7 protein-coding genes are annotated in these 13814 nt (G+C 61.9%); 6 read left to right on the top strand and 1 reads right to left on the bottom strand.

Going from position 1 to position 13814, the window contains the following annotated elements; all coding sequences use genetic code 11:
- The first annotated feature begins 34 nt into the window (after positions 1–34).
- The 6 genes from E4K65_RS05335 to E4K65_RS05310 are packed head-to-tail and all read left to right on the top strand — an operon-like array spanning position 35 to position 11676.
- Positions 35–1618, top strand: a complete 1584-nt coding sequence (locus tag E4K65_RS05335; protein WP_135173271.1) for a hypothetical protein — start codon at positions 35–37, stop codon at positions 1616–1618.
- A complete protein-coding gene (locus E4K65_RS05330; protein WP_135173270.1) occupies positions 1615–3888 on the top strand; it encodes a tail fiber domain-containing protein in 2274 nt (757 codons plus the stop codon). Before E4K65_RS05335 ends, E4K65_RS05330 begins: the two co-directional genes overlap by 4 nt.
- A 7-nt stretch (positions 3889–3895) precedes the next feature.
- Complete coding sequence (locus tag E4K65_RS05325) at positions 3896–5389, top strand: hypothetical protein (protein WP_135173269.1); 1494 nt, start codon at positions 3896–3898, stop codon at positions 5387–5389.
- Positions 5386–7401 carry an ATP-binding protein gene (locus tag E4K65_RS05320; protein ID WP_167770554.1) on the top strand — a complete coding sequence of 672 codons (2016 nt, stop codon included), beginning with the start codon at positions 5386–5388 and terminating at the stop codon, positions 7399–7401. The genes E4K65_RS05325 and E4K65_RS05320 overlap by 4 nt, the downstream gene beginning before the upstream one ends.
- Before the next feature lie 13 nt (positions 7402–7414).
- Positions 7415–11065, top strand: coding sequence for an eCIS core domain-containing protein (locus tag E4K65_RS05315; RefSeq protein ID WP_209312038.1), 3651 nt, complete (start codon positions 7415–7417; stop codon positions 11063–11065).
- Entirely contained in the window at positions 11062–11676 is a 615-nt protein-coding gene (locus E4K65_RS05310) for an immunity protein Imm33 domain-containing protein (protein ID WP_135173267.1), read from the top strand. Before E4K65_RS05315 ends, E4K65_RS05310 begins: the two co-directional genes overlap by 4 nt.
- A gap of 50 nt (positions 11677–11726) precedes the next feature.
- Here the strand turns inward: E4K65_RS05310 and E4K65_RS05305 are convergent, their stop codons facing one another.
- On the bottom strand, positions 11727–12815 hold the full coding sequence (locus E4K65_RS05305) for a sigma-54 interaction domain-containing protein (RefSeq protein ID WP_135173266.1): 1089 nt from the start codon (positions 12813–12815) through the stop codon (positions 11727–11729).
- Positions 12816–13814: the final 999 nt, after the last annotated feature.

Raw genomic sequence — 13814 nt, 5'->3', positions numbered from 1 at the left:
GGAATGCCTGTGCCGGCCGCGATGGAGCGCAGGAATGATCGTAACCGAAGACGACCTGAACCGTCTCGACCACTACATCATCGCCAAGCAGCGCCTGCATAATCTGCAGCTGCACGGCGTCGGCGTGGTTTCCGGCCTGATCGTGACCTGTCATCCCTGCGGCGATGGCCGGGTCCGAGTCTCTGCCGGTTATGCCATCGGCCCTTGCGGCGATGACATCGTTGTCTGCAAGGATGACGTCGTCGACATCTGCGAGCTCATCCAGCGTTGTCGCGCCCTTGAACGCCGGGATGTCGAATGCCGCCCCTGGGGTGACACCAAGGGATGTTCCGAACTGCGCGAGGACTGGATACTTGCCATTCGTTATGACGAGCAACCCAGCCGTAACGCGCCGATGTTGCGCGCCGGTAGTGCAGGCTCGTGCGATTGCGGAGACTCCTGCGGCGGTGGAGATTTCTGCGAATGCGGCGGATCGTGCGGCTGCCATTCCGCACCCGCCTCGACCAAGAGCCGGCAGGTACGGACCGCAATGCCGATCGCCTGCGCTCCGTCCGTGGTCTGCGAAACCTACCGCTACGAAGTATTCCGCGCGCCGCGCCCGCCGACCAAGCTCGATGTCAGGGAAAATCCGGCTCTGGGCTGGGCCAGAGAGGCCGAGATCTTCGAGTGCCTCTGGGACCTCATCGCTATAGCGGCCGCGCGGCCGGCCGCCCACGGCCCCGAATTCTCGCAAGCCGACAGGCAGGCGTGGACGACTTATTGCCGTACGATCAAGCAGGCGATCCTCGAATACATGGACCGGCATGGTACCCAGCATTGTGCAGCTCTGGCCGCGGTTTGCGCCCTGCCCTGTCCCGATCCGGCCGCCAACAATCAGTTGTTCGGCCAACAGACCACATTGTTGAGTCAGACCTTCGCGCAGGCCGTGCTTACTGTCTTCAAGGACTGCATCTGCCTGAAGCTTCTGCCCCCCCTACAGCCCGAGGCATGCGATCCGCGGTTGCCGCTGGCGGCCGTGACGGTCGATACCTCAGGCGGATGCAATGTGGTCGACATCTGCAACTGGACGCCGCTGCGGCCCATCGTGCTTTCGGCGCCGGCGATCGAGCATTGGCTGGGACTGCTCGACATATCTGCCCAACTGCACAAGCTGATGGCGAGGCTGTGCTGCGGGTCGCCACGCGTGGTGATGCCGCATGGATTCCGCGTTGCAGCCGACCGCGCGCCGGAAGCCATGATGGCCCAGCCGGGTGCATTTGCGGCGCACGACGCCGGCGCGGAGCCTGGACCGATCGGCCAGGAGCCCGGACCGATCGGTGGCACGCAGCCGCCGGCGGCAGATATTGAATGGCAGGACATGTTCGCTGCCAGGGTAACGCTGGTGCTCGAGGAGACACTGCTCGCAGCCAGCCAGTCGGGCGCGCCTGGCGCACTCCTCGTGCTCCGGGCGGTCGGCGAAAGCCTGCGGAACGCGCTTCGCAAGGCATTGCTTGATTCGACGGCACCCGCACCCTTTCCCGAGGAAACCGCTGCGCTGCTCAGACGCATCGAGGCGCTCGAAGCCCGCCTTGATTCTTCACGACCGGATAATCCGCCAAACAGGGATGATCTACTATGAGCGCCATCGTACGGCCGGTGTTCCATGACGGCCAATACATTGCCGCCGCCGATCTCGATGCGATCCTTTCCTACGTTCGCCGTCTGGACACCGCCCACGGCCTCGGTTCGCATAGTTGGGGCATCACAGCCGGGCTCGAACTGGCGGAAAAGCCCGGGATCGGCGGCCAGATCGAATGCTGGCTGACGTCAGGTCATGCCACCGACGGTTTCGGCCACTCGCTCATTGTACGTGCGGCGCTGCCGATCGGGCCGGAACTGCTGCAAGGCAAGCCGTCGGGGGCTTGGTTTGTCTGGATTGGCCAGCGCGCTCAACAGCAAGCACAATTGCGCGCGTCCTACGGCGTCTGCGACGGCAACGAAGCCTTCGCGCGCGTGCAGGAGCAAGTTGAAGTACTTGTGACAGGCGTGCTGCCGCTGACTGACCAGCAGAGCGGCGTCGCCGTCGCCGACGCGGTAAGACCGGATGCGCGGCTGGCACGGCGCCTGTTCAATCCGGACGGGCCGTTTCAGCTTGACGGTTCGGTCCCGGAACAGGACGCATCTCCACTAGGACTGAAGGCAAAATGGCTTGTGCCCGTTGGTCTCGTCGGCTGGGACAGCGCCAAGAAGAGCGTGCGCGCCTTGTCGGATATAGAAAAGCAGGGCGCCAGGCTATTCCGGCGACACGCCGGCGCGGTAGCGGAAGAACTGCTGGCGCCGGGCGGCCTCCTTCGCGTACGGGATCGCTCCAGCGTCGTTGCAGCCGGCACGCCCGACAGCGCCGTGACAGCCGCCGCCGACGCCATCGCTGCTTCAGCCGGCGACCTCGAGATGGTCAATGGTCGTGCTTCGTTTCGCGAGCTGTTGTGGGTCGATGGCAACAGCCGGATGAAGGGCGACGTCAGGGTTTTCGGCGGCAAGTTCGAGTGGCGAGCCGCCGACGGCGCGGCGCCGAATGGTCCCATGTTCATGCAGCGCATCCTTACGCCAAAGGCGGACGCCGAACTTCGCCTTGCGCTTGGCAGCCCGGCTGCCAAGACGCCGATGAGCCGGCTCGTAATCGGTCCGGTCGTGCCGGGTTCCTCACCCGAGCAGGTGCAACCGACGCTCTGCGCCGGTTCGGACGGTCGGGTCGGAATTGGGACGGCGGCACCGCAGCTCACGCTCGATATTCATGGCGATTTTGGCAACCTGTCGGGCGAGACCACCGCCCATCTCGGATCGTGCTATATTAATGGCGCCGGCAACGGGACCCTGACATTCATCAGCGGCAATCAAACGATCATACTTGGCGACAAGGACCACAAGGTTGGCATCAATACCAGTCCGGCACCCGGCAATGCCCTTCATATAAAAGGCACTGTCCAGATTGACGGACCTGGGGCCCTGAAAATCGCGGGATCGGAATTTATCGATGCCAACGACGCCATCTTGCGCATACGCAGCGGCGGCAATGTCGTCGCTTTCGATGGCGGCGATCGTGTCGGCATCGGCACAGCAACGCCCGCCCCGGATTTCGCGCTCGACATCAATGGCACCTTTGGATCCAACGCCAACCCGGCGCGCATGCGCTTGCTCGGTTCGGAGGTGATCGATACCGGCGACGGGATTCTGCGGGTGCGCAGCGGCGGCAACATAGTCACCTTCGACGGCGGGGATCGAATCGGCATCGGCACCGCAACGCCCGCCGCAGACCTCTCGCTGGACGTCAACGGGGCCTTTGGCTCCACCGCCAACCCGGCGCGGATGCGATTGCTGGGTTCCGAATTGATCGATGCCGGCGATGGAATTCTTCGGATTCGCAGCGGCGGCAATATCGTGACCTTCGACGGCTCGGATAGTGTCGGAGTGGGAACATCGGCGCCAGCGTACCTTCTGGACGTCAACGGCGATGCCCGGATCGCCGGCACACTGCACTACTTCAGCCTGGTCTTCTCGTCCGACCGCCGGCTCAAGACGGATATCGGCGGCATCAGCAATGCGCTGGATCGCGCCCTGGCGTTGAAGGGTGTCTCCTACCGCTGGAAAGAAATCCCCAAAGGCCAGGATGCCAATGCCACGCACTTCGGGTTCGTGGCCGACGATGTGGAAAAGGTGTTTCCCGATTGGGTTGGCCGCGGCCCCGATGGCATGAAATTCGTCCGCGGCGAAAGCCTCGCGGCGCTCACGATCGAGGCCATTCGCGAACTTGCCGAACGCGTGCAAGCGCTGAGTACAGAAAATGCCAGGCTGAAGCAGCGGATCGCAAAGCTCGACAGCCAACATGCGGCGAAGCCGAAGAAAGAATGAGGCGGCCATGCGGCTGGAAATCGGGCGGATGAGCCTCGACTGCCTGGTTGATGCAAATCATTCGAACCCGGCACGCGCAAGCGAGCGAGTACAGGCGCTGTCCCGGCGCATGCCTAGCGCGATGGCGTCATGGCTAGATGGATTGGCCGGCGGTGACGAGATCGTCCTGATCCGTTCCCTCAATCTCGACGTAACGATCGATGTCGATCACTCCGATGCCCTAAATCTCGCACGCTGGTCGAAAGCATTTGCATCTGCCCTCGCCGGCAAGCTAGCCGCGAATGGACAGGGGGTCGTGCGCTTCACCAATCGTGCAGAACAGCTTGCGCAATTTATCCGCGATTTTGGGCGCGGCGATGCTTGGAGCCTCTGGTTTCACCGCCCCTTCGAGGGATTGCGGGGGTTGCCGGCGCCACAGGCGCTCGCCGCCGCGTTGTCCGAGAATCCCCTGGTCGCGCTTGATGCGCTAGCGTCGCTGGACGACGCCACCCTGTTGCGAACCGGCGATGTGCTCGGATCGTGGTCCGAACGTTTCATTGCAGCTTTCCCGGCAGCCGCCGATGCCGTTCCTCCCGATAAACAGATCATCGACTGCCTCTGCGAGGGAGCGCTGCGGTTTCCACCCTCGTCGCGGACGGCAAGACTTCTTGCTACAATGGTCGCCTATAAGGCGGCCACCAGCGTTGCGCCCGGCCCCGACGAACTGGCGCTGTGTAGCTCGGTAGTCGAAATTCTCGAACAGGTAGAAGCCCGGCGCGACGCCGAAGGCTCGACGCCGGCGTTCCTCCCCCCGTCCGATGGCGATCGCGAGGCAAGTCGAACGGGCGAGGTCCGCCTACGGACGCAGTCGGCGCTTTATTCTGCGCGCATCGCAGCGCGCGCATGCGCACTCGATATCCGTCGCATCAGCACGACGATCGGCGGACCTTTGTTGCTTCTTCGTGAAGTCGACCGGCTTGACTTTTCCGCGGTGCCCCCGGTCGCTCCGCACGACGATTTTTCAGCCCAGCACGTCTTCCGCACGCTCGTTCTAGCCAGGCTCGCCGGCCCCAGCCTGGACGCCGAATTTCTGCGCGACCCTTTCTGGCGCAATCTGCTCGCCGTGCCCGCGAACCTGCAGACAAGCACACTGCGCGACTGGGCAAATAGCGCCTTGCGCGGTCCGAGAACTGCACGAGGCAAGATCCAGCGACCACCGGACTGGCCGAGCGAACTCGGACTCGAACGGACCGCCAATCGGCTCCTGACGCAGGCGGCAGGCGAAGTACTGGCGCAATTCGCGCACCGGCTTCCCGGCTTCTCCGGGTCGAGCAGCCTGCATCTTTGGCAGAATTTCCTCAACGTCCGTGCGACCGCAGCGATCAGCATCGAACAATTCGACGCAAGGATCGCGCGACCGCCGCTCGATCCGATTCTCGCCATTTCCGGCGCCGCGGTCTGGACTGAAACCTTCGGATGGACCCGGCCGCCCCGAGTCAGCGTTGCGCGAGAAACCTCATGAGCGAATTGCCCCTGATATCCGAGCGTGCTTGGCTTGATCTTCGCCTGGAGCGCGACTTGCGGGCATTGCGCGCGGCTTACGAAATGTCGGCGGAGGAATTCAAGGGCTTGTGGGTCAGCGACGATCTCGTGGAAGCCTTGCTGCGCACCGACGCCGGCCGCCAATCCCGTGATGCCGCCGAACTTCGGCCATGCCCGCGCAGCGAGCCACTGGCCGCGGCTGCGGATCGGTTCGGATTGAACGAGGTCGAATACGCGCTGCTGACTGTCGCGCTCGCCGCGGAGGTAGACGGCAAGTACGAGCCGATCTTCGCCTATTTGAATGGCGCAGCGTCGCGGCGGTGGCCGACGCTTGGTCTTGCCAGACGTCTGTTCGGTCTTGAATCGGTGGCTTCGCTGTCGCCAAACAACCGCCTGATGACGACCGGTCTTCTGAGTATGGTTGAGGTCGATGGCACGCGGCCGGAGGTCGCACGCGAGTTTCGCGCCGGCCGGGCCCTCACGCAGTTTGTGCAAGGTCTCGACCCGTTGTTGCCGGCCGATACCGTGTGGCTGTCTCCGGTCAACGGTGATCCTGGTCCGTTGAAGCCATTTTCGGAAACCGCCCGGCATTTCGCCAACCCCGTGCTGTTGACCGGACAGGGTGACTGTGGCCGGATCGGCGCACTTCGCGCGCTCGCCGGCAAGCGAGATCGCCGATTGCTGCACGCGAGGCTGGCTTTTGCCGATTCCGCGGCGAGCAACGTCCTGACCGAGCTCGATCTGATCGCTCGCCTCTCCGCCGCGCTTGTTGTGATCGATGGTACAGAACCACAAGGACCGGACGCGATTGCGACCATGACTCGGATGGCGGGCCGTCTTGCACGCATGACTTCGCCGACATTCGTCATGGCCGAACCGGGCTCTCTGCTGTGGCAGTTGAGCCCGCACAGCCGCACCGCACAGGTACATTTCTCGGAACCAAGGCCCCGGGATCGCGAACGAATTTGGCGGCGGGCAATCGCGAACCACGTGTTCGAGGTCGAGCCTGATACCCCGGATCAGCTTGCGCTACGTTTCCGTCTCGGCCCCGATCAGATCGCCGAAGCCGCGGCCGCAGCCGGACTGCTCTTGCGCAGCGACCGGCCTGACATAACCACCGATCGGGAAGCTTTGTTCGCGGCGGCCCGCGAGATTTCCGGACACGAACTTGCGCGGCTGGCGCGGCGCATTCCCTCGACGCATCGGCTCGCCGATCTCGTACTGCCTCCGGTCACACTGGAGAGAGTGAAAGCTGTCGTCAATGCCGTGGAGCATTATGACCTAGTGCACAGCGAATGGGGATTGACCGCCGACGGACGCGCGACCGGCGGGCTGGCCACGCTTTTCCAGGGCCCTTCGGGCACGGGCAAGACAATGACGGCCAGTGCGATCGCGGCCGAGGCGGGACTGGATCTATATCGCATCAACCTGTCTTCGGTTGTGTCAAAATACATCGGCGAAACCGAGAAGAATCTGGAGACGATTTTTTGCGCCGCGCGCCGCGCCAGCGCCGTGCTGATGTTCGACGAGGCAGACGCCATCTTCGGCAAGCGCGCCGAGGTCAAGGATGCCCATGACCGCTACGCCAACATCGAAACAGCCTATCTGCTGCAGCGGATCGAGGAGCATGACGGGCCAGTGATCCTTGCGACCAACCTTGCCAAGAACATCGATCAGGCTTTCTCGCGCCGGCTCCACTACATTGTTGAATTTCCGCGGCCGGACGCCGACAACCGCAAACGCCTGTGGCAACGGATGCTGGCACCGCCAGTGCCGGTGGGTGACGATGTCGACTGCGCCGTCCTCGCCCGCGACTTCGAACTGACCGGCGGCGACATCCGCAAGGCGGTGCTGGAAGCGGCCTATATGTCGGCCGGCGATGGCGGCGTCGTTTCGATGCGCCACCTTACCGCAAGCGCCGTGCGCGAGGCGCGCCGCCAAGGACGGCTGTTCTCGGCGGAAGGCAGCCATGCGATCCAAGAGGTGGCGTGAAACGAGCGGCAGAATGACGGACAAACTTGCCAAGCTGGAAAAAGGCAATACCGCTGCGGCCTCGTTGCTTGCGAGCACGCCCGCTGCCACCGTCAACGCACAGGCGCCCGATCATGATATCCTGTCGCGGCTGATGCAGGCCGGCGTGTTACGGCCCAAATTGAAGATCGGCGGCGCCAACGATCCCGAGGAGCGCGAAGCCGACTGCATGGCCGACAACGCCGTAAACGGCGGCGCCTGCTGTGAGTCCTGCGCGAAGGCACAACCTGGCGAAACACTGCGAATGAAGCCGATCGGCTCGGGGCCAACTGACGCGAGCGGCGGCGGATCGGGCGACGACTCCATCATGAACGGCCTGGGCTCCGGCGAGCCGCTCAACCCGCGCCTTCAGAACCTGTTCCAGCCGCGCTTCGGTCCGGACCTCTCCGGTGTAAGGCTGCACACTGGGAGCGATGCGCAATCAGCAGCGGAATCGATCGGTGCGCGCGCCTTCGCAGTCGGCAACAACATTGCCTTCGGCGCCGGCCAGTTCCAGCCGGAGACGAACGACGGACAGCGGCTGCTGGCGCACGAACTCGCACATGTGGCGCTGGGGCACCCCGGCATACGGCGCGATCCGCTGCCGGACGCAAAGAATTCCCCTTCCTCTAGCTTCACCGACGCCGGTCCGGTCCGGGCCAGCTCCGACTTCTATTCCTTCCGCGGCGTTCTGATGACGACCGATGCCGCGTTCATGCTGGGTGAGCTTCGCCGGTTGATCCGACGCACCGGAATTCTTGGCGGCGATCTCTGGTACGAGGCGCTCCAAGGGCATGGCCGCGACGTCGATCTGCCGTTTTCAGCGCACGCTCGTGGGTATGGTGGCCTGCGTACGCGCACCCCCTTGGACGTCAAGCGCGAAATGGAGGAGGAATCATACCGCAACAGGCTCGCGCCAATAGCGGTCCCGCTGGCGATATGGGGTTATCCGATCGTTCGCGCCGAGGCTGTCGCCTTCATAACCAAGTTCCGCAGTGAAATGAAGAGGACGCTCGAGACTGTCCTGCAGGAAAGCGAACGCAGGATCGGGGTCGAACGAACGCTTTATGGGATCAAGAAGGAAGGCGGTGGCTTTTTCTCCGGTCCGCCAACCTATGAAGCGCAGAATACCGTCGCATTTCAAGCGCTGGTCGGGGCGGCAACGGATTTGCTGGAAATTCGAAAGCGCTCCGAAGTCCTGAGGAAGCAACAGTGGGGACTGATGAGATTGCGGGGTGGTCACGCCGGCCCCTACCTGCCCGAGGAAAACAGACCTCAATACGAGGACTTAGGCCGGCAAATCAACGACGTTGAGGCAGAATACACTAAGGCGCGGATTGGCGCCGCATTGCGTCATCCGGCACTTGGCGCCATTCTCGATGATGCCGACACGCCTTGGATTGCTACCGCTCGCCTCGAAAAACTCGCCAAGGGCGACCTGAAAACGATCCCTGGCACTCATCCCTTCGGACCATCCGGTGCTGCGTACATGATTGGCCAAGTGCTGGACAACAGGCAGGACAGCATTGATACCGTTCGCAAGAAGATTGATGACGATCCAGACAAATTGTGGAACATCGCTTCGATCGTATCTCTGACTCGCGTGACCATGGGCACTGCCAACCTGACGATGGCAGACAGAGTTGTTGACGACAAGCTCGCCGAGCTGGCCTTTGACGAACAGCTCAAAGGCCTTTTCCTGGGCATTGTAGCGCTTGTACTCGCTATCCCAACCGGCGGCACCAGCCTAGCCGTTGGCGCCGCTGTGGCCGGCGCCACCATCAGCGCAATCACCGCGCTCAAGAGCATTCAACAATATCAATTGGAGATGGCGCTCACCAACACAGATCTGGACAAGCGCGCCTCAGCAATAGCAACCGAAGAGCCGTCTCTGTTTTGGGTCGCCCTCGACGTGGTGTTTGCTGTCGCGGACGGCGCTGCTGCGCTCAAGGCTTTTCGCTCGCTCAAGAGCGAAGCCAAAGCGGCTATGGCCGCGAAAGGCGCCGAGGCGGCCGAGGCCGAGGAGCGCCTTGTCAAAGCGGCCGATAATATCGACGGAGGCGCGAAGCCGGCAGCGGAAGGCGGCGCAAAGCCATCCCTGGGTCAAAGGCTGCGCGCCACGCTCGCCCGCATGCGGAAGACAGCTCCGGAGGGCCAAGCTCTCAGCGCCGGTGGAAAAGCGGAAGCCGCCGCCATAGCGCGCGCTACGGAAAGCATCGGGAAGGAAGCTGCCGAGACAGTCACTGCCATCGCAGGCCACGAGGTCAAGGTCACGAAATCCGGCCATTTGGTAATATGCACGGAGTGCTCGTGGCTGCGCGAACGGTTTGGACCCGAGCTTGCAAAGGACAAGAATCTGCTCGCGCGGGTCGAGAAGGCAGAGGAGACGGCGAAGGCTGGCTCGGTAACGCAAAAAACCCGCGCAGAAATCGAGGGCTTGGCGAAGGACCTCCAATCGGCCCAAAAGGCCAGAGTAACCGAGGAACTTGGAGCCGATGCCGCCAAGGCGCTCGAACATATCAATACCGAAATGGACAAGCTCCGCGGCACCTTCACGCCCGAACTAAAAGCCAATCCCGGGCTGGAAGCCGAAGCCGCGAGAATCGAGGCCATTGTCGATCCCATCGACAAGGCGACCGAACTCGCCGCCTTGAAGAAGAAACTGGAAGCCGCCGCGCAACTGGGGGGCGAGATCAAGCTTGCGCCAAGCGCCGTCTCGGCCGGGCAACGGGTAGCCGAGACGCAACAGGCCCTGTCGACAGCTACTGCGCAGTTATCCGGCGCCGAAGCCAAGCTTCGTGCGGCGGAAGCCGATCATACCACTGCAAGAGCATTCGCTGCTAAGAACCGTGGCAATCAGGCTGCCAAGGCGCAAGTCGAGAAGGCGAAAAAGGCGGTAAGCGAAGCCAGAGCGGAGTTGAAAACTGCTCAGAAGAGCGAACAGGTGGCTCGCGTGGAGGCCGAAAAAGTGGCCGCCTCGCGCACGGCGATGTCGAAACTGGAAGACGAGATCGCAGCAATTGATGATCAAATTCACCAGGAACTCTTCCCGGAAGGTGGTTTTTCAAAAGAGCAAATCCGAGCAGGTCGGCGGCCCGGGCTAGTCCCGCCCACCGCGACAGGCGGGAAATATCACGACCTTGTCGCTCAGCGTGCAAAGAAGCTGCAGGAGCTCCAGGGACAAACCGAAGGGCTGACCAAAAGCCTGGCTGAGCGAGTAAACGCCGCAACGCCTGGTGCCGAAGCAAAACCGGTTGCCATGAAGAACGCCACTGAGATCAAAACACCCGGTCTCGCACCAACCAAGGGGGCCCCGATAGACGTTACCACCGGCGCACCGATCAAGGGTGACGAATGGGCGGTCGATCATATCGTATCCCGCAACGAAATCGCCGCAGATCCGCGGTTCAGGCGCTTGTCGCCAAAGGAAATGGACGAAATCCTGCTAGACTTACCGGAGAATTATCTGCCAATCACGAAAGAAGCCAACAGCTCCAAGGGAGCGCTCAGCGTGGACGACTGGATCGCAGCGCGGGCCAGCAATAAGAAGCCACTGCCCGATGCCGTCGTTCCAGCTCTGCGCGATGCGGACAAGCGCGCAAGAGCGGCGATTGAAAAGTACTTCAGGGAACATGCGCCAAAATGAAGATTGATATTCCACTATCGTCCGGCAAGACGCTTGTTGGCGAAGCCGGTGAGGAGCACGCAATCTCGGCCCGTGCGCTGCTCTCGCGCCTTGCCGGGCAGGCGGCAGGACTCGCACCGGGAGAAAGTATAGACGTCGAGATCGATTGGAGCTTGGTTCGGTTGCTGGCGGATGAAACGAACGTAACGGCAAGCGAGCCGGACTATCACGGAGATCCCAAACGCTTCACGCCGTCCCTCGCCTTCACGTGCGGGATCCTCGACGCTCAACGGAAGCTCCTGCAGGGCCTGCAACTGGCGGGTAACCCACCAGACGCGAATTCGTATACCCGCATTGCCGACACAGCGTTGCACGCGGTTTCGGCAGTTGGTGTTCGCCGTGCCGAGCCCGACAGGATTTTCACGGGCTGGCAAATCGTGAGTACCGAGCGAGGTCCCGATGATCAGTTCGGCCAGTATCGACCGATCGAGTTTGCGGCGCGGCACCCGGCATGGCTGGCCGCCATGAGCTTGCCCCCTGGCTGGGCGTTTCGCTGCGTCGGCCGGACAGTCTTGGACTGTGTCTCACCTGACGACGTAACGCATGCCGTAATGATCTCGGTCGATGTTTAGAAACGCCCCTCCCCACTCAGGACGGCGAACGGCTTTGGCTCGGCACCCCTTTAGCGCAGGCCGCTCCTGCCGATACCGTGCCGCTTGAGCATCCGCCCCAGGGCGCGGCGCTCGGTGCCGGCGCGGCGGGCGGCCTCGCTCACATTGCCGCCAACCTCAGCCATGAGCTGCCGCAGATAGCGATCCTCGAATTCGAATGCCACGCGCTTGCGGGCCTTGATCAGCGGACCTTCGGTCAGTGCATCGCGATCTGCACCCGCGCGAGGTGACGCCTTTGCCGCGGTGGGCCATATCCGAAGCAGCAGATCGGCATCGATTTCATCTCCGGTCAATGCAGCGACCGCGCGGTGCATCACATTTTCCAGCTGGCGCAAATTACCCGGCCACTCGCGGCTGCATAGCCAATCGATCGCGGCAGGCGCTAAGACCGGTACGCTCCTCGCGTAACGCGCTGCTAGCTTCTCAAGGAAATGGACAGCAAGCAGCGGGATGTCGGAGCGACGTTCAGCCAACTCGGGAATGATACAGTTGCAGACATCCAGACGGAATAGGAGGTCCTGGCGAAAGTCGCCGGCGGCAACCTTCTGCTCGAGATTGGCGTTCGTCGCTGCGATAAGGCGCACGTCGACCTTGCGCACGGCCCCTCCGCCTACCCGACGGAACTCGTGCTCCTGCAGAAAACGTAACAGCGAGACCTGGCCTTTCGGAGGGAGGCAGTCTACCTCATCGAGGAACAGCGTTCCCGTATGCGCCAGTTCGACGAGGCCTTCGCGATTGGCGGACGCGCCAGTGAAAGCACCTTTGGTCGCACCAAAAAATTCTGCTTCCACAAGGCCTTCGGGGATGGCGCCACAATTGATCGGCACGAACGGCTGGCTGTGTCGGCCGCTCAAATAATGGATGGCGCGAGCGAATACTTCCTTGCCGACACCTGTCGCACCTTGTAACAGCACCGGCGCCTCCGACAACGCAAACTGGCGGGCCAGCTTGACAGCATCTACCAGAGCGGGAGAGTCTCCGCAGATACCAAATTGCAACTGTAACGCGCGTAACTCGCGCCTGTCCTGGTCGATATCGAGACCAACCGTTCGCTTTGATTTTGCCTGCAGAAACTTAGGGGCATCATTGAGCGATGTCATGACGGTGCCACCCGGCTAACGCAAAACACGCCTCTGCCGCATGCAATCACGTACGCGGGCTTCTTCGCTCGCGAGAGCGCAACATAACATGAAACGGCTAGCTGAATAGAGAATTCGTCATTCGTCGCGCTTGCTGAGGTCGGTTGAAATTCTCCACCAAAAAATGACTGGCGCATCTCCGCAAAACGTTCACCAATGAGCGTGCGGGAATTTCGGATCTAATTGCGGCAATAATCCGTTCCGTCAGAATGAGCACGACCGATTCACACGGCGGACATGGGCCGTTTAGGTGCAAGTCTGGGTTGAAAAGGTGTCGTACAATCAAAGCGAGTGATCGCGATGGTACCCAAACACCCGAACGATCGTAAGCGCCTTGCGGTCCCCGTCGATGTCGAAACTTGTCCGTTGAATCGATGCACGTTGTCCTGGCAGCGATGTGCGACTCGCTGAAACGGGAAGCGAGAACGAGACGCGGACGAGCTATGAAGAGAGCTCACTTCCCGTGTGGCCGTTATTCCGCAACCGTTTGAAACGCTTGATGGGCGGAGCTCGAATCTGGGGCCCGCTGATTAACAGTCAGCAAGGCCACGGCGGCCAGACGCGCATGAGCTCCGCAGTAGCGCGATGTCTAGAGACGCTGGGTGCGTTCTGAAAAATTCGGCCGCTCTTCTAAGGGTTTTCACAAAGGCATCAGCAATCACGCCCAATGCAACCGTTACCTTGTCAGGAATTTCCCAACCCACCTGTTTGCGACATAAACTCCCACGACGACCACCACGATCACGGTGGTCGTAATGGTCACATCCCTCTTGCCATGCTTACCAGTCTTGCCAACCTTTGCCATCGGCGGCCTCGCGCCGTTAGATAATAACCGAATAATATCGGCGCGATAAGTTATTCAAGGCTCGGGTCATTGTCGCCGGTGCAGCACAAGGTGGATTGGTCAGCGGCGCGCTCGGCAAATTTTCATCCGAAAGAGTCGCCTGTTATTCTCGCGGT

It is taken from the genome of Bradyrhizobium niftali (assembly GCF_004571025.1).
Taxonomy (GTDB): Bacteria; Pseudomonadota; Alphaproteobacteria; order Rhizobiales; family Xanthobacteraceae; genus Bradyrhizobium; species Bradyrhizobium niftali.
Note: the sequence above shows the minus strand (reverse complement) of the source record. Positions and strands in the feature narration are given on the sequence as shown.